The organism is Peribacillus frigoritolerans, assembly GCF_001636405.1.
GTDB lineage: Bacteria > Bacillota > Bacilli > Bacillales > DSM-1321 > Peribacillus > Peribacillus frigoritolerans.
The window spans coordinates 3,963,814-3,985,225 of sequence record NZ_KV440950.1 but is presented as its reverse complement, the minus strand read 5'-3'; the positions used below and the strand labels follow the sequence as shown (position 1 = coordinate 3,985,225).

Genomic DNA, 21,412 nt, shown 5'->3' with positions numbered 1-21,412 from the left:
CTTGTTTTTACATAATGATGTATATGAACGGGATATACTTTCCGATTTCGGGATGATAGTATTGGAATTTTTTATGATCAATCGAAACTGGTAAAAGTACAAAGGATCTCTTACATAATAGGTTGTTTTTTTTGAATTATATGAAAAAGTCCCTCTGAAAATGGTAAGTGTTGTCATGTTTTTTGAACATCGGTTATAATGAAATCATTGGGAAATTATGAACGGGATTTTTTAAGGAGGATATTCGATTGGGTAAAGATAAAAATAATGGAATAAAAGTGATTTCTCTTGGAGGACAAGGGGAGCTTGGTAAAAATATGTACGTCGTTGAGGTGAACGAGGACATCTATCTTCTTGATGCAGGATTAATGCTGCCGGAAGACGAAATGCTCGGAATCGATGCGGTTATCCCAGATATTTCTTATTTGATGGATAATAAGGAACGGGTGCAGGGGATATTCATTACCCATGGCCATGAAGACCATATGGGGGCGCTTGCTTATGTCTTGAAATATTTACCGGCTCCTGTTTATGGAACTAAGCTTACACTTGCTTTAATCAAAACGAAATTAAAGGAAGATGGCTTTAACGGCAGGGCAACTTTCACTGAAATCGATTCGGATTCCCTTTTAAGTTTCCCTCAAGCAGCCGTGTCCTTTTTCCGGACTAACCATAGTATTCCCGATTCCGTCGGAGTCGTGATCCACACTCGTGAAGGTGCAATCGTTTATACAGGGGATTTCAAATTCGACCAGGCAGCAACGGATCTATATAAACCGGAAATCGGTAAGATGGCCAGTATCGGTGAAGAAGGTGTCCTATGCCTGCTTTCGGATAGTACCGGTGCCGAGAGGCCAGGTTATACGACTTCAGAAGCAGTTGTGGCCAAAGATATTACAGAGGCTTTCCATGCTGCCTCCGGAAGGATCATCGTTGCGTGCTTCGCTTCGAACATCAACCGGATTCAACATGTTTTCAATGCAGCGGCAGCAAGTCGCAGAAAAGTGGCAGTTGTAGGAAAAAGCCTGCAACGAGTTTATGAAACAGCCTTGAATCTTGGCTACTTAAAGGTCGAAGAAGAGCTGATAATCCCGATTAATGAAATTGGCCAGTATGAAGACCGTGAAATCGTCGTGTTATCGACAGGTCATCAGGGCGAACCCATTGCAGCACTTCAAAAAATGGCAAAGCAGACCCACAAGCAGGTAACGATCAAAAAGGGAGACACCGTTTTGATCAGTGCATCACCCCTGCAGGGCGGTGAACTTATTTTATCCAAAACGGTCGATTTGCTATACAGGGTAGGGGCTGAAGTGGTATCTGCCAATAAATATAAAGTGCACGTAACAGGACATGGCAGCCAGGAAGAGCTTAAAATGATGATCAATTTGATGAATCCTAAATTCTTAATCCCTGTACATGGGGAATACCGCCATTTATATGCCCATCAAAAAGTTGGGGTTGCTGCGGGAATTAAGCGTGAAAACATCATAATTGCCGAAAAAGGGGATGTCATCGAACTTAAGGGCAATAAAATGGGGCTTTCCGGCAAAGTCTCTGCAGGAAATATCTTGATAGATGGCAGCGGTGTTGGAGATGTGGGTAATATCGTTCTTCGTGATCGGCGCTTGTTATCCCAAGATGGCATTTTGATTGTAGTTGTCACGTTGAACCGTCAGGATAAAAGCATTGCAGCAGGCCCAGAAATCATTTCAAGGGGCTTCGTATATGTTCGCGAATCAGAAAAAATGATTGCGGAAGCAACTGAAATAGTAAGTGAAATCGTAAAGAAAAATGGGTCGCGCCAGCCTTTTGATTGGTCTACGCTGAAGCAGGAAATGCGTGATGCCTTAAACCAATTCTTCTATGAAAAAACGAAACGCCGCCCAATGATTTTACCGATCATAATGGAATATTAAGTAAGGAACCCCTGATTTGAACAGTCAGGGGTTCTTTTTTCTGACTCTTATATCTTGAAGAATGAAGTCCGAGGCTCGAGACATAATAAAGCTATAGGCTAAAAGAGAAAGGGGTTGGCATAGTGGATAATGCACCATTACCAAACGAAAATGAAGGCAAGCAGGAAGGTAAGAATTCAACTTTAATCGAAAAGATCCAGCAGCTGGGGGCTACTAATGTTCCGCAACTATCTCAAGACTCAAAAATCCATTGTTTGACGATCATTGGACAAATTGAAGGACATATGCAGCTGCCGCCTCAAAATAAAACGACCAAATATGAACATGTTATTCCGCAAATTGTGGCAATTGAACAAAATCCCAATATAGAGGGGCTGCTTGTTATATTAAATACAGTCGGAGGAGATGTCGAAGCGGGACTGGCAATCGCAGAAATGCTGGCTTCCCTATCAAAGCCATCCGTCTCGATTGTACTTGGGGGAGGGCACTCGATCGGTGTGCCGATTGCGGTTTCGTGCGACCATAGCTATATAGCAGAAACAGCAACGATGACGATTCATCCAATTCGTTTGACAGGGCTAGTCATTGGCGTGCCTCAAACCTTTGAATACTTGGATAAAATGCAGGAAAGAGTCATTAAATTTGTTACGCGCCACTCCAACGTTACGGAAGAAAGTTTTAAGGATTTAATGTTTGCCAAAGGAAACTTGACACGTGATATCGGTACGAATGTTATCGGGGCCGAGGCAGTTGAAATCGGTATGATCGATGATGTAGGAGGAGTGGGCCAGGCCATGAGAAAACTAAATAGCTTCATGGAAGAAAGAAGGCCAAAAATTGCCGGGGAAGAGGAGGGGCTTCTGCAATGACGCTTTATACGATTGTTCCTGAAGAAATAATTTTCCCTCATCATCATGAGAAGACGGCAAATTTAATAGAAATGATCTACAATGGTGTACATGTGATGGTTGAACATGACGGTGGCCGTACGTTTCGCATTGATCGAATCGTCAGCACCGATCCTGAAGATTATATGAATGTACACATTCAGCCGGGAGCTGTCATAAATGTGTTCGAACATATGAACCATTAGTAAATACGACTAACTGAGGTAAATTATGATATACTGGAATGAAAATCAGCAGCCGCTTGGCTGCTTTATTCATTATATGGGAAAAATGTCCGCCTAAAGAATGAATGGTATATATATCAAGGACAGGGTCATATTTATTTGGTATAATCAGTAGCGAACGTTTGTTTCGTGAAGGGAAATCAAGTAGTGATGTTGAATAGGAAAGTTAGAATAGTTTCATGAAGAATCAGGTGATATTATGGCAAAGAAGAAACGCAGAAAAAAGAATAGTACAGAGAAGTTAAAACTAACGCTTAAATATGAATTGATTGGCCTCACCATAATAGGTTTGGCCATCATTGCCATTGCCAAGCTTGGAGCAGTGGGAAACGGGACGGTCTTTTTAATCCGCTTCTTCATGGGGGAATGGTATATCCTCTTTTTGTTGGGAGCAATTGCAGCTGGGTTCTATTTGATGATTAAGAGAGAGGTCCCGTACCTGTTGAAACGGCAATTGGTCGGGATGTACTTCCTTGTTGCGAGCATGCTCCTGCTAAGTCATGTTACCCTGTTTAACATGCTTGCAGATGGGGGACCATTTACGAAGCCCAGCGTCATTTCGAATACATGGGAACTATTCTGGATGGAAGTGACCGGCAAGGCCAGCTCGAAGGACCTTGGGGGCGGTATGATTGGAGCGATATTATTTGCAGCTTCATACTTTTTATTCGACGAAGCTGGATCGAAAATCGTTTCATTCCTCTTTATCATTGTAGGTGCCGTCCTAATGACCGGGAAAACGTTAGGTGAAACCCTCGGGAAGTTTTTCAGGGGTCTTGGAGGCTTTTTCAAAAAGCAATGGTCCGCATTCAGAGATGATGTGAAAACGTGGAATGAAGACAAAAAAGAAAAGAAAAAGAATCCCGTGAAAAAGAAGAAACGGCAAAACGAACCGGTGGAAGAAACGGATCAGCTCCCTCAAGAAGAGGAAACACAGGAAATGGCGACGGAACGGATCATTTCCAGCTTTGCTGATAAAGCCTATAGCGACGAAAACGAAATAATTCCCGCTGTTCCGGAAACCGCAGCTGAAAATGCAGTGGACCAGGATGATGCCGTTCCGCCTATGAATTTTACGGAAGTGGAGAATAAAGAATATCTTTTACCGCCTCTTTCTTTGTTATTGCAGCCTAAAAAAACCGACCAAAGCGGAGAGTACCAATTGATTCATGAAAATGCGGCAAAACTTGAGCGCACCTTTCATAGCTTTGGAGTGAAAGCGAGGGTCACTCAAGTTCATTTAGGCCCTGCCGTAACCAAATACGAAGTACATCCGGATGTAGGGGTGAAGGTAAGTAAAATTGTCAGCCTATCCGATGACTTGGCCCTTGCACTTGCCGCAAAGGATATTAGGATCGAAGCGCCGATTCCCGGAAAATCGGCAATCGGAATAGAAGTGCCTAACTCCGAAGTGGCGATGGTGTCATTAAGGGAAGTTTTAGAGGCCAAAGAAGTTGACAAGCCTGACGCAAAACTGCAAATAGGCTTAGGGCGGAATATTTCCGGTGAAGCGGTTAAGGCGGAGCTCAATAAAATGCCGCATTTACTAGTGGCTGGTGCTACGGGCAGCGGGAAATCCGTTTGTATCAATGGGATTATCACGAGTATTCTGATGCGGGCAAAACCGCATGAAGTGAAAATGATGATGATCGATCCAAAAATGGTCGAGTTGAATGTCTATAATGGAATTCCCCACTTACTCGCACCTGTAGTGACCAATCCGAAGAAAGCTGCACAGGCTCTGCAAAAAGTGGTCAGTGAAATGGAAAGGCGCTATGAGCTATTTTCTCATTCCGGTACGCGAAATATTGAAGGCTACAATGATTACATTAACCGGTATAACATAGAAGAAGACGCCAAACAGCCGCTCCTGCCTTATATCGTAGTCATTGTCGATGAGCTGGCAGATTTGATGATGGTCGCTTCTAACGATGTAGAGGATGCCATCACAAGGCTTGCACAAATGGCACGTGCTGCTGGCATCCACTTGATAATTGCCACTCAGCGGCCATCCGTAGATGTAATTACAGGGGTCATTAAAGCGAACATCCCATCTAGGATTGCCTTTAGTGTCTCATCAATGACCGATTCGAGAACGATCCTCGACATGGGCGGGGCCGAAAAACTGTTAGGCCGGGGTGACATGCTCTTCCTGCCTTCAGGAGCTTCAAAACCGGTCCGCGTCCAAGGGGCCTTTTTATCCGACAATGAAGTCGAGGAAGTTGTCACATATGTCATTTCACAGCAAAAAGCACAATACAACGAAGAAATGATACCCGATGAAATTGCAGAAACCTCAAATGGTGAAGTTGAAGATGATTTATATGGGGATGCGGTATCCTTGATCGTAGAAATGCAGACTGCATCCGTTTCCATGCTGCAGCGCCGTTTCCGGATTGGCTATACCCGGGCAGCCAGATTGATTGATGAAATGGAAGCTAGGGGAATTGTCGGTCCATATGAAGGCAGTAAACCACGAAATGTATTGGTTACAAAAGATGAACAAGATGAAGCGCATTCATCATAGGTAAAGAAAAAACCGGGCAGCTGCCCGGTTTTTTAATTATTCATCGCCTCGTCTAAATGTTTAAGGCAGAAGTCGGTAATCAACGCTTCTTCATCTTCTTCTAAATCGAATTCGAGTGCGCCTTCGTTCCCTTTTTCAAAAATATCATATTTAATCAATTTGCCTTTTTGTTCTTCCACAGCAAAAAGCACCCGGATATATAAACCATTTTCTGAAAAGAGCTCATCCTCTTCAGGCACTTCAATATCCAAGAACAACTCGTAACGTTCCCCGGACAAAATACCAAATGGATCATTCAATTTTTCGATTGTGTATTCTGTAATCTTTAACATCTTGTGTACATCCCTTCAAAGAAGATAAATCCTATTATACAGGAAAAAAGCATCTTGAACATAGCTGCATGCATCTTGCATTTTTTTTAAAATTTATCTGATTTAGGAGAATAATCGTACAAATTCCGTGGCCACATCTAGATTGAAAGACACAGGGAAGGGTAATTTCTCCTAAATTCTTTTAAAGTAAATAGTAAAACACTATTTATTTATATTAAAAAAAATGTTATATTATTTTCGATTAGTAGGAATGATTCAACATCAGAGGTCTGATGTCTTAAGAAATTAGCTGGGGGAAACTGTATGTCAATAAAATCAGATAGTCGACATTTATATTTGCAGGTCATTGATTACCTGAAGCAGGATATTGAAGCTGGAGTCTATCAGGAAAATGAAAAATTCCCTTCAGAATTCGATCTTGCGAAAAAATTGGGAGTTAGTAGGGCGACACTTCGAGAAGCGCTGCGAATTTTGGAAGAAGAAAACATTATCATTCGCCGCCATGGAGTTGGGACTTTCGTCAATCCGAAACCTCGGTTCACTTCAGGTATCGAGCAATTAAAAAGTGTCACGAACATGATTGAAGAGGCAGGGATGAAGCCGGGTACGATTTTCTTAAGCTCGACGGCCCAAGAACCTACAGAAGAGGATATACGCAGGTTTTCTTGTTCAACAGACGAACGCATCGTCAGCATCGAACGAGTAAGGACAGCGAATGGGGAGCCAGTCGTCTACTGTATTGACAAAATTCCTGAATCTATTCTTTCAGAAAATTTTGACCGTAATGATGAGTCTCTTTTTGATATTTTGGAAAGAGATGCGCATCGGAAAATTACGCATGCCGTAGCGGAGATTGAGCCTATTGGATATCATGAGAAAGTTTCTCCTATCCTTAAATGCTCGCCAGAAGCCGCGCTACTCGTTTTAAAGCAGATGCATCTGGATGATTGGGACCAGCCTATCCTGTATTCTGTTAACTACTTTAAAGCCAATATGTTCAGCTTTCATGTTCTTCGTAAACGTGTGTAGGCCTTGACTCTGCATACGGATGAATGCAAGCGATTGTTTCGATTCCAAAAAAAGTCGATCAAAACGTATGCAAAAAAAATTAACGAGAAGTGAAAACGCAAACATAAATGACTTTTCAGAACATTCCTGCTCAAAAAACTATGTAAAATAGGGGGATAAAAATTTGAAAAAGCGCAAATTAGGACTAGCTCTTTCACTTGTTCTTGCAGCCGGTACGCTACTGGGAGCATGTGGTAATTCAGAGAATGATGATAAAGAATCTTCAAATGGGAAAAACAAAGATAACTTCACTGTTGCGATGGTAACTGATACTGGCGGCGTGGATGACGAGTCGTTCAACCAATCCGCTTGGAAGGGCATTCAGGAATTCGGTAAGGATAATGGTCTGGAAAAAGGTAAAGATGGCTACAACTACCTGCAATCTAAATCTGATGCCGATTACGCTAAGAACCTGAATACGCTTGTACGTGAAGATTACCAACTAATCTATGGTATCGGTTTTCTTTTAGCGGAAGCTGTTGGTGAAGTGGCTGACCAACGTCCGGATTCACACTTTGCCATCGTGGATACAGTTGTAGACAAAAAGAATGTAGCCAGCATTAATTTTAAAGAGCAGCAAGGTTCTTTCCTAGTAGGTGTAATTGCCGGAATGCAAACGAAAACAAACAAAGTCGGTTTTATCGGTGGAGTTGAATCTGAGTTAATCAAGAAATTCGAAGTTGGCTTTAAGGCTGGGGTTTTATCTGTAAATCCGGATGCAAAAGTTGAAGTTAAATATGCCGGAGATTTCAATAAAGCTGACATCGGTAAATCAACTGCAGGCTCCATGTATTCTTCAGGTATCGATATCATTTATCATGCTGCTGGCGGAACTGGAAAAGGTGTATTCACTGAAGCAGTAGAGCAAAAGCAAAAAGATCCTAAGAGAGAAATCTATGTTATCGGTGTAGATAGCGACCAAGCTAAATTGGGGGCAGTTCCTGGAACAGACGACAACATTACTCTGACTTCCATGCTAAAACGTGTTGACGTGGCAGTTAAAGACCTTTCCGAGAAAGCGAAAGAAGGAAACTTCCCAGGCGGAAAAGTAATTGAGTACGGTATCGAAGAAAATGGTGTAGGCATTTCCGAAACAAAAGATAACGTAACAGAAGAATCTTTAAAAGCGGTCGAAGAATGGACAGAAAAAATTAAATCAGGTGAATTCGTCGTTCCGGGTACGGATGAAGAATTCGAAAAACTTGATTTATAAGCTGTAATGCCAGAAAGAATAGAGAGGCAGAATTGCCCTCTATTCTTTCTTTTCCCAATCACGCTTTGCAACTGAAAAAATATCGAATGAAAAACTATGAAAGAATCGTAGTTTTTCATTTGGTTTTTTTAAAAAAATCAATAAGCTAGTAAAAGCAATTAAATGATTTAAGAATATTTACACTCATTTTAGGAGTTGATAATACGTGGAATATGTAATTGAGATGCTTAATATCCGTAAGGAATTCCCCGGCATCGTCGCAAATGATAACGTTACACTTCAGGTTAAAAAAGGGGAGATTCACGCATTATTAGGTGAAAATGGCGCGGGTAAATCCACTTTGATGAATGTTTTATTCGGCTTATACCAGCCTGAGCAGGGAGAAATCCGTGTGAATGGCAAGCCAGTCAAGATTACCAGTCCCAACATTGCCAATGATTTAGGAATTGGGATGGTCCATCAGCATTTTATGCTCGTTGACCCTTTTACAGTAACGGAAAATATCATTTTAGGAAAAGAACCATCCAAAGCGGGTAAGATCGATTTAAAAGAAGCGAGCGAGGAAGTTAGGAAACTATCAGAACAATATCAGCTTCGTGTTGACCCCTATGCGAAAATTGCCGATATTTCAATAGGGATGCAGCAGCGTGTCGAGATTCTTAAGACGCTTTACCGTGGTGCGGAAATATTGATTTTTGATGAACCGACCGCTGTATTGACTCCTCAAGAAATCAAGGAATTGATTTATATTATGAAAGCCCTTATCAAAGAGGGTAAATCTATCATTTTAATCACACACAAACTTAAGGAAATCATGGAGGTTTGTGACCGGGTAACGGTTATCCGCAAAGGGCAAGGAATTGGTACAGTGAACGTCAACGAAACGAATCCTAACGAATTGGCGAGCTTGATGGTCGGTAGGGAAGTTCTATTCAAGACGGAAAAAACGGCCGCTACTCCTTCGGATGTAGTTCTCGAGGTTCAGGAACTGGAAGTCAAGGATTCCCGGGGCGTTTCAGCTGTTCGGAACTTGGATTTAACAGTCCGTGCAGGAGAAATTGTCGGTATTGCCGGTGTAGATGGAAACGGTCAATCCGAACTGATTGAGGCATTGGCTGGCTTAAGGAAGACAACAGCTGGTTCGATAATGCTAAATGGAAATGAAATCAGGAATCTGAAGCCGCGTAAAATCACTGAAGCAGGTGTCGGCCATATTCCAGAAGACAGGCATAAGCATGGCTTGGTTCTCGATTACAGCATTGGGGAAAATATTGTCTTGCAAACCTACTATCAAAGGCCTTTTTCAAAAGCCGGTATCTTGAACTCAAAGAAAATATTTGAAAAAGCCCGTTCATTGATCAAAAGCTATGATGTTCGGACTCCGAGTGAATATACCCCGGCAAGGGCTCTTTCTGGCGGGAATCAGCAAAAAGCGATCATCGGCCGGGAAGTTGATAGGAACCCGGATTTATTGATTGCCGCACAGCCAACACGCGGGCTTGATGTAGGAGCGATCGAGTTTATCCATAAACGGCTCATTGAACAGCGTGATGCAGGAAAAGCGGTACTTCTCATTTCATTTGAATTGGAAGAAATCATGAATGTGAGCGATAGGATTGCCGTTATATACGAAGGGGAAATCGTCGCAATTGTCGATCCGAAAGAAACGACTGAACAGGAGCTTGGCCTTCTAATGGCTGGCAGTAAACGGACGGAAGCAGGTGGAAAACAAAATGTCTAAGTATTTATCTAAATTAACGAGTCCGTTAATAGCAGTTATCCTCGGCTTAGTCGTTGGGGCCATAATCATGTTGGTAAGCGGCTATGACCCAGTTGCCGGCTATGGCTCCATGGTAAATGGAATTATTGGGGATTCCTATTATGTAGGGGAATCCGTCAGGACAATCATCCCTTATATCCTTGCCGGTTTGGCAGTGGCTTTTGCTTTTCGCACGGGCCTTTTCAATATCGGTGTAGAAGGGCAATTAATTGTAGGCTGGCTGGCGGCAGTTTGGGTCGGAATCGCTTTTGATCTTCCAAGGATCATCCATTTGCCATTGGCCATATTAGCTGGTGCAGCTGCTGGGGCATTGTGGGCTTTTATCCCTGGTTATTTAAAAGCTAAGTTCCGTGTACATGAAGTAATCGTTTCCATCATGTTGAATTATACAGCTTTATATGTGACGAATTATTTAATTAGGAATGTAATGACTGACAAGCTGGATAAAACAGAAAGAATTGCTGATACAGCATCACTGCGGTCTCCTTTTTTTGAAAGCATTACGGATTTTTCCCGGATGCATTGGGGAATAGTGGTAGCGATTATTTGCGTAATCATCATGTGGTTCCTGCTTGAAAGGACCAAAACCGGCTTTGAACTGAAAGCGGTAGGTTTCAATCAGCACGCGTCCGAGTATGCAGGGATGAGTGTCAATAAGAACATCATACTTTCCATGGTTATTTCAGGTGCTTTTGCAGGACTTGCGGGTGCGATGGAAGGCCTTGGAACTTTCGGTTATGCCGCGGTCAAAGGCGGGTTCACAGGTATGGGCTTTGATGGGATTGCAGTAGCCTTATTAGGGGCGAATACGGCTATTGGTGTTGTGCTTGCAGCCTTATTATTTGGGGGACTGAAAGCCGGGGCATTGAATATGCCGCTAGAAACCGGAATACCTAGTGAAATTGTGGATATTGTCATAGCATTGATCATTTTCTTCGTAGCATCCAGTTATTTTATACGTTGGATTGCCGCTCGATTTAAGAAAGGGGTGAAATAAGTGGATTTTTTCCAAGTATTACAAATTATTATTCCATCTATGATAGCTCTAGCTGCTCCACTTATTTTTACTTCACTCGGAGGAGTGTTTTCTGAACGGGCTGGTGTCATAAACATCGGTTTAGAAGGTTTGATGGTCATTGGTGCCTTTACAGGGATTGTTTTTAACTTAATGTTTGCTGATGTATTTGGGGAATGGACTCCTTGGCTCGCAGTCTTAGCGGCAATGATTGCCGGCTTGCTGTTTTCCATTCTGCACGCTGTGGCATGCATTACGTTCAGGGCGGACCAAACGGTTAGTGGGGTTGCCATCAACTTGTTGGCAGTAGGTCTGACCATGTTTTTGGTGAAGCTGATTTTTGACAAAGGTCAAACTGATAGAATCACAGAGACATTCCCAAGGATTGATGTTCCATTATTAAGTGATATTCCATTTATTGGACCCATCTTTTTCGCAAATGGTTATTACATCGTATATATAGCGATTCTCATATCTTTTGTCGTTTGGTATGTTCTTTATAAAACACCATTCGGGTTAAGGATTCGTGCAGTGGGAGAACATCCCATGGCTGCTGATACGATGGGTGTCAATGTTACGAAAATCCGATATGCCGCCGTTTTATTATCAGGTGCTTTTGGAGGTATCGGCGGAGCGATTTATGCTACCATCTTTTCAAATGAATTCAATCATGCGACAATTAATGGTCAAGGTTTCATGGCCATTGCCGCCATGATTTTTGGTAAGTGGCACCCGATCGGGGCAATGGGAGCAGCTTTATTCTTTGGTTTGGCTCAAAGTTTAAGTATCGTTGGCTCGAGCCTTCCCTTCTTCAAGGATATTCCATCAGTTTACCTCTTGATCGCTCCATATGTTCTGACGATCATTGCGCTAACCGGTTTCATTGGACGTGCTGATGCTCCAAAAGCATCCGGACAGCCATACATCAAAGGGAAAAGATAAGTGTCTAACCGGTCAGCAAACTGTGCTGGCCGGTTTTTTCTTTAGAGATTGAGCCATAAGTGATGGTAAGCTGGTGAAAAACCAAAAAAAGTAGCTGTAACTTGCATGATTTTTCCTTTCACATGTATATTTTAAGTAGATGTTTAAAAGGGTTCCAAACTACAAACAATAAGCTAATAAAGGTGATTTATATAATGAGGAGGATTATTCATGTCTATTGCTTCCGATACAATTACGGAAAAAAGCGGCTACAAGCTTCATGTGGTCCGGACGGATAAATATAAAACGAATACTCTCGTACTGAAGATGAAAGCCCCTTTGACAAAAGAGGACGTTACATATCGTGCATTGCTGCCATATGTGTTACAAAGCAATACAAGTAAATATCCTACAACACCCGAGCTTCGATCTTATCTTGATGATTTATATGGAGCAGGGTTTTATGTCGATGTAGCTAAAAAAGGAGAATATCAAATCATAAGTTTTACGATTGATATCGTTAATGAAAAATTCCTTAGTGATTCAACCCCGCTTCTCGAAAAGGCTTTTGGGCTATTATCAGAGGTGATCTTCAATCCGAAGAAAAACGGCGAAGCCTTTGACTCAAAAACGGTTTCCAATGAAATCCGTTCCTTAAAACAGCGGATTCAATCCATTTCCGATGACAAAATGCGATATTCAGCTACACGTCTAGTAGAGGAAATGTGCAAAAACGAACCATATGCTTTAGAAGCGAGCGGTAATCTTCAAGACTTGGAAACGATAACTCCAGAGTCCCTATTCGCCTACTATAAAAAAATGCTGTCGGAAGATGAAATCGATTTATATGTAATCGGTGACATCGATGGATCGGAAGTGGAGGCACTGGCTGACAAGTATGTGTCGTTGCAAGAACGAGAGCCTGTTAGACTGCCGAGGGATACGGGCAAGGCAGTGGAGAAGGAAAAGGAAATCATCGAGAATTCGGATGTGAAACAAGGGAAATTGAATATCGGTTATCGAACCCAAGTTGCATACGGTGATCCGGATTATTATGCTCTTCAGCTTTTCAATGGGATTTTTGGTGGTTTTTCACATTCAAAACTTTTCATTAATGTCAGGGAGAAAGCAAGCCTTGCTTATTATGCAGCTTCAAGGCTTGAAAGTCATAAAGGACTATTGATGGTCATGGCCGGCATTGAAAATGCCAACTACAAGCAGGCATTGGATATCATTCATGCACAAATGAAGGAAATGAAGCAAGGTAACTTTTCCGATGAAGAACTTGCACAGACAAAGGCGGTCGTTAAGAACCAGCTCCTTGAAACCATTGACGTTTCGAGAGGGCTTGTGGAAATTTTATATCATAATGTGATTTCCGGGCAGGATATATCACTCGACGAGTGGTTTACAAAAACAGAGCGGACGACAAAGGAAGAAATCATTGCAGTTGGTCAAAAGATCCAGCTTGATACGATTTATTTCCTAACGGAAGCGGAGGTGCAAGGGTAATGGAAAAAATAGCATTCACTCAATTGAAAGAAGAGCTTTTCCATGAAAAAATGGATAATGGTCTCGAAGTATATATTCTTCCGAAAAGCGGGTTCAATAAATCATTTGCGACTTTCACGACGAATTATGGTTCAATCGACAACCATTTCAAACCATTGAATGAAACGGAATTCTCTAAAGTACCAGATGGGATTGCCCATTTTCTTGAACATAAGCTATTTGAAAAGGAAGATGGTGATGTTTTTCAGCAATTTTCAAAGCAGGGAGCATCTGCAAATGCCTTTACCTCTTTCACCCGTACAGCTTATTTATTTTCCAGCACGTCTGATTTCGAGAGGAATCTTACTACCTTAATTGACTTTGTCCAGGATCCTTACTTTTCGGAAAAGACGGTAGAAAAGGAAAAAGGAATCATTGGGCAGGAAATCAACATGTATGATGATAATTCAGACTGGCGATTATATTTTGGGACGATTGCCAATATGTATCATCAGCATCCAGTGAAAATCGATATTGCCGGTACTGTGGAATCGATTGCAGGTATTACGAAAGATATGCTTTATGAATGTTATAATACGTTTTACCATCCTAGCAACATGCTCCTATTCGTTGTAGGACCGGTAGATGTCGAAAGTACCATGAAACTGATTCGGGATAACCAAAATGATAAAGAATACAACGAACAACCTGCAGTGGAACGTAAATTTGACGAAGAGCCGGAAACCGTTGCCAAGGATAAGGAAGTCTTAAGGATGAATGTCCAGACACCAAAAGTGATGCTGGGCATCAAGGCCATAAATGTAAACCAATCCGGTTTACAGCTTTTGAAAAGGGAATTGGCGACCAATATTTATTTGGAAATGCTGTTTGGCAAAAGTTCGCCTTTGCATGAGGAGCTATATGAGGAAGGGTTGATCGATCAAAGCTTCTCATATGATTACACACAGGAACAAGGTTTTGGATTTGCGTTAATTGGCGGGGACAGTGCCAAACCTGATGAGTTGATGGAGTCTTTATTCGGTATCCTGCAAAAATCAAAAGCCGGAACCGGCCTGAATGAAGAAAGCCTGCAAAGGACTATCAAGAAAAAAATCGGATCTTTCCTTCGTTCCTTGAATTCGCCGGAATATATAGCGAATCAATTCACCAGATATGCATTCAATGATATGAACTTGTTCGATGTTGTATCGGTATTGGAAAAACTAACTATCGAAGATATCAGGGAGGTCGCCAAGGACTTAATATCCGATGAACGGATGACAGTCTGTCAGGTACTTCCGAAATAATATAAAGGGGGCGTGAAAGTGGGGAAACGTTTTGCCCTTATTACAGGAGCCAGTGGAGGAATCGGAAGGGAAATCGCTATAAAGCTCGCCGAGGAGAATTACTCACTTTATTTACATTATAACAGCAATGAAGAAGCGATACTTGCCCTTATTGAAGAACTGAAGCCTCATCAAGTCGAAATTATTCCGATACAAGCGGATTTGGCTGCACCGGACGGCTATAAGAAATTGGCGGAAAATATTTTTGCCCTTCATGCAATCGTCCTTAATAGTGGCAATAGCTATTATGGGCTTATATCTGATATGGATGAGACTATCGTTACTGAAATGGTTCAGTTGCATGTAACGAGCCCTTTCCAATTAACAAAGGAACTGCTTCCAAAGCTTATGTACCAAGAACAGGCTGCCATCGTTGCCGTCACATCAATTTGGGGGCAGACAGGTGCATCTTGTGAAGTATTATATTCAATGGTCAAAGGTAGCCAAAATGCTTTTATCAAGGCGCTTAGCAAAGAAGTATCGCTTAATGGAATCCGGGTGAATGCCGTTGCCCCCGGTGCGATTTCCACTTCCATGCTCGAATCTTTCAGTGCAGAAGATCTGGAAATCATCAAAGGCGATATCCCGATGGGCAGGATGGGGCATTCCAAAGAAGTCGCGGAGGCCGTATACTATTTGCTTTCCGACAAGTCGTCCTATATAACCGGGCAGATTTTAGGCGTAAATGGCGGATGGTACACATGATTTTTTTAAAAGACATGAATAATTCCCTCAATTTCTTCACAAAATATCTTTGTACTATTTTGAAGGAAAGGGTGACCATTCATGTCTGTACTGGACAATTGGGATCAATGGAAAAACTTCTTAGGCGACAGATTACATCAAGGTGAACAACAAGGCTTGTCAGAAGGCGCTGTTAACAACTTGGCTTACGAAATCGGTGATTACCTAGCTAATCAGGTTGAGCCCCAGAATGATCAAGAGAAAGTGCTTGCTGATCTTTGGTCAGTGGCAAGCGATCAAGAAAAACATGCCATGGCAAGTGTCATGGTCAAGTTAGTCGAGAACAATGGAACGAAGTAAAATATCAATCCAAAAGGCCCTGTTATTAATTAACAGGGCCTTTTGGATTCGAGGGGGATGACTATTTGTCCTCTTATATAAAAATGAATACTTTTATAGGGTTTTTCCTTTTAACTTATCACGAAATGCTATATTATAGAAGCTAGACAATTAATATTAAAGTGTTCAGACCTTGAAATTTACGATGGATAAGTTTTTTGCCCATGATTAGGGTAAAAGCTTTTAGGCTTAAGGAGTGTTATCGTGGATAATAAAGAATGGTATTTTGAATATGAAATTCAAGTCAACCGTCCTGGATTATTAGGGGATATTTCATCCCTTCTGGGTATGCTTTCCATTAATATCATCACCATTAACGGGGTCGATGAAGGCAGGCGTGGGTTACTTTTGTTGGCCAAAGACAGCCGTAATATAGAAAGATTCGAGTCAATTCTCCGTACGATGGATACGATAAAGGTCATTAAGCTTAGGGAACCTAAATTACGTGATCGCCTCGCAGTCAGGCATGGACGCTATATTCAGCGCGATGCCGATGAGAAAAACACATTTAGGTTTGTTCGTGATGAACTAGGCTTGCTTGTCGATTTCCTGGCCGAGCTATTTAAACAGGAAGGTCATAAATTGATCGGGATCCGAGGGATGCCCCGTGTCGGAAAAACTGAATCTATCGTGGCATCGAGTGTTTGTGCTAATAAGAGATGGTTGTTTGTGTCATCGACCCTTTTAAAGCAGACTATCCGCAGCCAGCTTATTGAGGATGAATATAATAATGATAATTTGTTCATTTTAGATGGAATTGTTTCCACTCGCCGTGCAAATGAGCGTCATTGGCAGTTGATTCGTGAAATAATGAGGCTTGATGCTGTCAAAGTAATCGAACATCCGGATGTTTTTGTCCAAAATACGGAGTATACCCTCGAAGACTTTGATTATATTATTGAATTGCGAAACAATCCTGAAGAAGAAATAACATATGAAGTTGTCGACCAAAAAGACCAGTTTTCAGGGTCCGATTTTGGTTCCTTTGACTTTTAAAATGGCAGGTGTTTTATTTGACTGAGTTGGGTAATCGATTAAAGGAAGCTAGGGAAGCAAAAGGTCTTAGCCTAGAAGATTTGCAGGAATTAACGAAGATCCAAAAGCGTTACCTCATTGGCATTGAAGAAGGAAATTACAGTATGATGCCAGGAAAGTTCTATGTACGGGCATTCATAAAGCAATATTGCGAAGCGGTCGGACTGGATTCAGAAGAGATTTTCGAACAATATAAGAGTGAAATACCATCGGTCTATAGTGAGGAATTGCCAGAACAGCTTTCACGGGTCCAATCCCGAAAAACCATTCCGGCAGGAGATTCAAAGGTTGTGGAATTGTTACCGAAGATCTTGGCTGCCGTTTTAGTCATTGGTGCGGCCGTATTGATTTGGGTTCTGGTATTGAACTATATGAGTAATCCGGATAACGAGGACAAAAAGGACGCGAAACAGAGCGATGCCGTGGATTACAATAAAAGTGAAGAGTTTAACAAAGAAGAAGAGAATGCAGACCAAAAACAGAATGAAGAAAAATCAGATTCATCTGAAAAGAAGAATGAAGTTGATACAGCAGTCAAAGATGAAGAGAAAGAGCAAAATCTTGCCGTCACAAGTTCCAGCGGTAAAAATAGTACGTATGAATTAAAAAATACCGATACTTTTAAATTAAAGGTGACCTCCAAAGGCTCACCATGGGTCGGCATAAAAAATGGTGAAGGTAAATTACTTTTCCAAGGCACTATCGAAAAGGACAAAAGCCAGGAAATTGATTTCACCAATGAAAAAGAAGCTGTCATCAATATAGGCAGAGCATATGAAACAGAGATTTATGTGAATGATGAGAAGCTGGAGTATTCCATTTCACCGACTGAAGTGAATACGCAATTGGTTACGATACAATTTACGAAAGCCGAATAGTCATCTTATAGATGACTATTTTTGCTCTATTTAATGGTAAGGCGCGGGAAATGGTCCATTCGGCATATAAGATTGGATTTTGAGTTAAATTATACATATAAGCATTATTTTAGATCTAAGACGCAGGCCCGAATGGCAGGCGTAAATTTTGGAGGTAAAAGTTTTGAATCTGCCTAATAAGATTACAGTAGCAAGAATCTGTTTAATACCAGTATTTTTAATCATCATGCTCGTTCCTTTTTCATGGGGGACACTGACTTGGGGAGAATACAGTTTGCCAGTGGCACACCTGGCCGGAGCCATCCTCTTTATAATCGCTTCCACTACGGATTGGATCGATGGCCATTTTGCCAGAAAATATAATATGATTACTGATTTAGGAAAATTTTTAGATCCATTGGCAGATAAACTTCTTGTTTCGGCTGCCTTAATCGTTTTGGTTGATCTAGATTTAATGTACGGTCAATCTTGGATTGCCATCGTGATCATAAGTCGCGAGTTTGCAGTAACTGGATTGCGTTTGGTGTTAGCGGGTACAGGTGAAGTGGTTGCAGCGAACCAGCTAGGTAAAATTAAAACATGGGCACAAATTGTTTCTATTTCGGCTTTATTGCTGCATAATCTTCCATTTGCCCTCATTTCACTTCCATTTGCCAATATCGCATTATGGATTGCATTAATCTTTACAATCTGGTCAGGTTTGGATTATTTTATAAAAAACAAAGAAGTATTTGTTAATTCAAAGTAAAACGAATGGTGGTTTTGAAAAGATGGATGCAGAAATCATTGCAGTGGGCTCAGAGCTTCTTTTAGGTCAAATCAATAACACTAATGGAAGATTCTTATCGCAGCAGTTTGCGGAAATGGGGATCAACGTTTTTTACCATACTGTGGTCGGGGATAACGACCGCCGATTACAACAAGCTATAGAAATCGCTGAATCGAGGGCGAACTTGATTGTTTTTACCGGTGGGCTTGGTCCTACCAAAGACGACTTAACGAAAGAAACGATTGCTCGCCATATCGGGAAAAAGCTCGTTTTTAATGATGAAGCTTTGCAATCCATTGAAGCTTACTTCCAAAAACGGGAACGGCCGATGACGGAAAACAACAAAAAGCAGGCCCTTGTCTTAGAAGGCAGTGAAGTGTTGGCAAACGATCATGGCATGGCCCCGGGAATGGTTTTGTCCAAATCCGGGATTACATATATGCTCCTGCCTGGTCCACCAAGTGAAATGGAGCCGATGTTTTTAAGTTATGGTTATGAAAAGATCATGAATAAATTGGAAAAGCATGAACGGATCGATTCCAAGGTTCTACGGTTCTACGGTATAGGTGAAGCCGAACTGGAAACGGTGATTGAAGATCTCCTTGTCAATCAAACGAATCCGACAATCGCTCCGCTGGCAGCCGAAGGGGAAGTGACGTTAAGGATCACCGCCAAAGGCCCTTCCAAAGAAAAATGCGAAGAACTTATTTTAGAAACGGAAAAAGAAATTCTTAGCAGGGTCGGCAAGTTCCATTATGGAAGTGATAATACTTCGCTAATAAAGGAACTTGTAAAAGAATTAACGGTCCGCAAGCTTTCAATCGCGGCAGCTGAAAGCTTGACCGGGGGGATGTTCCAAGAACAGCTGACAACCATCCCGGGCGCCGGTAAAGTCTTTAAGGGCGGAATGGTCTGCTATACGAATGATGCGAAGTCCAATGTCCTCGGCGTCAGTGATGATACCATATCTGAGTATGGGGTGGTCAGCGGTGAGTGTGCAATGGAAATGGCCTATAATGTCCGGAGTAAGCTCGATGCGGATGTAGGCATAAGCTTTACGGGTGTTGCAGGGCCGGATGAACAAGAAGGCAAGCCTGTTGGTACAGTATTTATTGGCATTTCCTATCGGGATGGAAACACTCATTTCAAGGAGTTGAATCTTTCCGGTAGCAGGGCGCAAAACCGTATTCGGAGTGTGAAGTACGGCTGTCATTACCTATTAAGGGATTTATAAACGCCATAAGCAGAGCTTTTTTACAGCTCTGCTTTTTATTTGGTTTTAGAAGTTTGTTTCTTGAAAAATAGGGAAAAAAGAAAAAAGTTAATTCAATGAAAATGTATTTTTTAGGGAGTAAGTGAAGTGAAATGGAAATTTCCTTAAGCTAAAACGCTTTTTTACAAAGAATATCCCGAAAGAAAAAAACGAATGAATGTTCGACTTTTTGCTTGGCAAAATAGTAAAAAGAGTATATAGTAAAGATAGGTTTTGAGACAGGGTACAAACCTTGAACTCGAATAATTGCTAACGTAAGTACACCTTTAATCGGACAGCCGATTAGTTGAATATAGAGGAGGAAATTAAGTGAGTGATCGTCAAGCGGCTTTAGATATGGCGTTAAAACAAATTGAGAAACAATTTGGTAAAGGTTCGATTATGAAACTTGGGGAACAGACTGATCGTAGGATTTCAACGATCTCAAGCGGTTCTTTAGCATTGGACGTAGCGTTGGGAGTGGGCGGATATCCAAGAGGCCGGGTCATTGAGATATATGGACCTGAAAGCTCAGGTAAAACGACTGTAGCATTACATGCCATTGCAGAGGTACAAAAGACTGGTGGGACGGCTGCATTCATTGATGCCGAGCATGCTTTAGATCCAGCATATTCAGAAAAACTTGGTGTGAATATCGATGAGTTACTCCTTTCACAGCCTGATACGGGTGAACAAGCCTTAGAGATCGCTGAAGCGTTAGTTCGAAGCGGAGCAGTAGATATCATTGTCATTGACTCGGTGGCAGCACTTGTTCCTAAAGCTGAAATTGAAGGCGAAATGGGAGATTCCCATATGGGTCTTCAAGCCAGGATGATGTCTCAGGCACTTAGAAAACTGTCTGGTTCCATTAATAAATCAAATACCATTGCCATTTTCATTAACCAAGTCCGTGAAAAAATCGGTGTTATGTTTGGGAATCCAGAAACGACTCCGGGAGGCCGGGCATTGAAGTTCTATTCAACTGTTCGTCTGGAAGTGCGCCGTGCGGAACAATTAAAACAAGGTAATGAAATCGTCGGTAATAAAACTAAAATCAAAGTTGTAAAAAACAAGGTTGCTCCACCATTCCGCCAAGCTGAAGTTGACATCATGTATGGTCAAGGGATTTCGCAGGAAGGTGAAATCATCGATATGGGTGCAGACCTGGATATCGTCCTTAAAAGCGGCTCATGGTATTCATACAATGAAGAGCGTGTCGGACAAGGCCGTGAAAATGCGAAGCTGTTCCTGAAAGAAAATCAGGATATCGCTCAGGAAATTTCTCAGAAAATCAGAGATCACTATAATCTTGATGGAGAGCATGAATTACCACCAGAAGAAAATGAAACAGAAGAGCATTTTGAATTGCTTGATTAATGATATTGGAAAAGGCCTAAGCTTATTCGCTTAGGCCTTTTATGTATATTTTAAGAAAAATGCGAAATTTTCAGCGGATTAAATGGCATTGTAATAAGATTTACAGACTGCTTCCATAATGAATGCTGTACATTATGATGGTTGATATTAAGAAAACTTGAATAATCATTGATACATAAGGGACAAACGCTTGACAATAAAAATTCTCAACTATACAATTAATATGTATATTTTACAATTTTTCAAACTAAAATTTTGAAAATTAAGTGCTGTA

The 21,412-nt window shown here is 41.5% G+C and carries 19 protein-coding genes; 18 read left to right on the top strand and 1 reads right to left on the bottom strand.

All coding sequences use genetic code 11. The annotated features are described in order from the left end of the window. Positions 1 to 248: 248 nt before the first annotated feature. From A6755_RS18760 to A6755_RS18745, 4 genes are all read left to right on the top strand, one after another. Positions 249 to 1,919 carry a ribonuclease J gene (locus A6755_RS18760; protein ID WP_034313569.1) on the top strand — a complete coding sequence of 557 codons (1,671 nt, stop codon included), beginning with the start codon at positions 249 to 251 and terminating at the stop codon, positions 1,917 to 1,919. A gap of 122 nt (positions 1,920 to 2,041) precedes the next feature. Beyond that, positions 2,042 to 2,788 (top strand): ClpP family protease, encoded by a 747-nt coding sequence (locus A6755_RS18755; protein WP_034313566.1) that lies wholly within the window; start codon positions 2,042 to 2,044, stop codon positions 2,786 to 2,788. Next, positions 2,785 to 3,012, top strand: a complete 228-nt coding sequence (locus tag A6755_RS18750; RefSeq protein ID WP_034313564.1) for a YlzJ-like family protein — start codon at positions 2,785 to 2,787, stop codon at positions 3,010 to 3,012. The genes A6755_RS18755 and A6755_RS18750 overlap by 4 nt, the downstream gene beginning before the upstream one ends. Before the next feature lie 238 nt (positions 3,013 to 3,250). Further along, the gene (locus tag A6755_RS18745) at positions 3,251 to 5,578 is read left to right on the top strand and encodes a DNA translocase FtsK (RefSeq protein ID WP_063591650.1); all 2,328 of its coding nucleotides are present in this window, start codon (positions 3,251 to 3,253) and stop codon (positions 5,576 to 5,578) included. 32 nt (positions 5,579 to 5,610) lie between these two features. On the opposite strand, the gene A6755_RS18740 is transcribed toward A6755_RS18745, so the two are convergent. Further along, positions 5,611 to 5,910 (bottom strand): DUF6509 family protein, encoded by a 300-nt coding sequence (locus tag A6755_RS18740; protein WP_063591649.1) that lies wholly within the window; start codon positions 5,908 to 5,910, stop codon positions 5,611 to 5,613. Positions 5,911 to 6,213: 303 nt separating this feature from the next. Between A6755_RS18740 and A6755_RS18735 the strand changes: the two genes are divergently transcribed. From A6755_RS18735 to recA, 14 genes are all read left to right on the top strand, one after another. Then, positions 6,214 to 6,939, top strand: coding sequence for a GntR family transcriptional regulator (locus A6755_RS18735; RefSeq protein ID WP_034313556.1), 726 nt, complete (start codon positions 6,214 to 6,216; stop codon positions 6,937 to 6,939). A 163-nt stretch (positions 6,940 to 7,102) separates the two neighbouring features. Further along, entirely contained in the window at positions 7,103 to 8,191 is a 1,089-nt protein-coding gene (locus A6755_RS18730; RefSeq protein WP_048684735.1) for a BMP family lipoprotein, read from the top strand. 205 nt (positions 8,192 to 8,396) lie between these two features. Beyond that, positions 8,397 to 9,932 carry an ABC transporter ATP-binding protein gene (locus A6755_RS18725; RefSeq protein WP_063591648.1) on the top strand — a complete coding sequence of 512 codons (1,536 nt, stop codon included), beginning with the start codon at positions 8,397 to 8,399 and terminating at the stop codon, positions 9,930 to 9,932. Then, positions 9,925 to 10,968, top strand: a complete 1,044-nt coding sequence (locus A6755_RS18720) for an ABC transporter permease (protein ID WP_034313547.1) — start codon at positions 9,925 to 9,927, stop codon at positions 10,966 to 10,968. The genes A6755_RS18725 and A6755_RS18720 overlap by 8 nt, the downstream gene beginning before the upstream one ends. Before the next feature lie 39 nt (positions 10,969 to 11,007). After that, a complete protein-coding gene (locus A6755_RS18715) occupies positions 11,008 to 11,928 on the top strand; it encodes an ABC transporter permease (RefSeq protein WP_048684941.1) in 921 nt (306 codons plus the stop codon). A gap of 210 nt (positions 11,929 to 12,138) precedes the next feature. Beyond that, the gene (gene yfmF / locus A6755_RS18710; RefSeq protein WP_063591647.1) at positions 12,139 to 13,419 is read left to right on the top strand and encodes an EF-P 5-aminopentanol modification-associated protein YfmF; all 1,281 of its coding nucleotides are present in this window, start codon (positions 12,139 to 12,141) and stop codon (positions 13,417 to 13,419) included. After that, on the top strand, positions 13,419 to 14,705 hold the full coding sequence (gene yfmH / locus A6755_RS18705) for an EF-P 5-aminopentanol modification-associated protein YfmH (RefSeq protein ID WP_063591646.1): 1,287 nt from the start codon (positions 13,419 to 13,421) through the stop codon (positions 14,703 to 14,705). The genes yfmF and yfmH overlap by 1 nt, the downstream gene beginning before the upstream one ends. Positions 14,706 to 14,723: 18 nt before the next feature. After that, positions 14,724 to 15,449: an elongation factor P 5-aminopentanone reductase gene (gene ymfI, locus A6755_RS18700; protein ID WP_034313534.1), complete on the top strand. Its 726-nt coding sequence runs from the start codon at positions 14,724 to 14,726 to the stop codon at positions 15,447 to 15,449. 81 nt (positions 15,450 to 15,530) lie between these two features. Then, complete coding sequence (locus A6755_RS18695; RefSeq protein WP_034313532.1) at positions 15,531 to 15,788, top strand: DUF3243 domain-containing protein; 258 nt, start codon at positions 15,531 to 15,533, stop codon at positions 15,786 to 15,788. 243 nt (positions 15,789 to 16,031) lie between these two features. Beyond that, positions 16,032 to 16,823 (top strand): DUF3388 domain-containing protein, encoded by a 792-nt coding sequence (locus A6755_RS18690; RefSeq protein ID WP_034313530.1) that lies wholly within the window; start codon positions 16,032 to 16,034, stop codon positions 16,821 to 16,823. Between the two features lie 17 nt (positions 16,824 to 16,840). Next, complete coding sequence (locus A6755_RS18685; protein WP_063591645.1) at positions 16,841 to 17,740, top strand: helix-turn-helix domain-containing protein; 900 nt, start codon at positions 16,841 to 16,843, stop codon at positions 17,738 to 17,740. A 163-nt stretch (positions 17,741 to 17,903) separates the two neighbouring features. Beyond that, positions 17,904 to 18,488, top strand: a complete 585-nt coding sequence (gene pgsA / locus A6755_RS18680) for a CDP-diacylglycerol--glycerol-3-phosphate 3-phosphatidyltransferase (protein WP_034313524.1) — start codon at positions 17,904 to 17,906, stop codon at positions 18,486 to 18,488. A gap of 22 nt (positions 18,489 to 18,510) precedes the next feature. Then, complete coding sequence (locus tag A6755_RS18675; RefSeq protein WP_063592610.1) at positions 18,511 to 19,743, top strand: competence/damage-inducible protein A; 1,233 nt, start codon at positions 18,511 to 18,513, stop codon at positions 19,741 to 19,743. Positions 19,744 to 20,091: 348 nt separating this feature from the next. Further along, complete coding sequence (recA, locus tag A6755_RS18670) at positions 20,092 to 21,138, top strand: recombinase RecA (RefSeq protein WP_034313522.1); 1,047 nt, start codon at positions 20,092 to 20,094, stop codon at positions 21,136 to 21,138. Positions 21,139 to 21,412 lie beyond the last annotated feature (274 nt).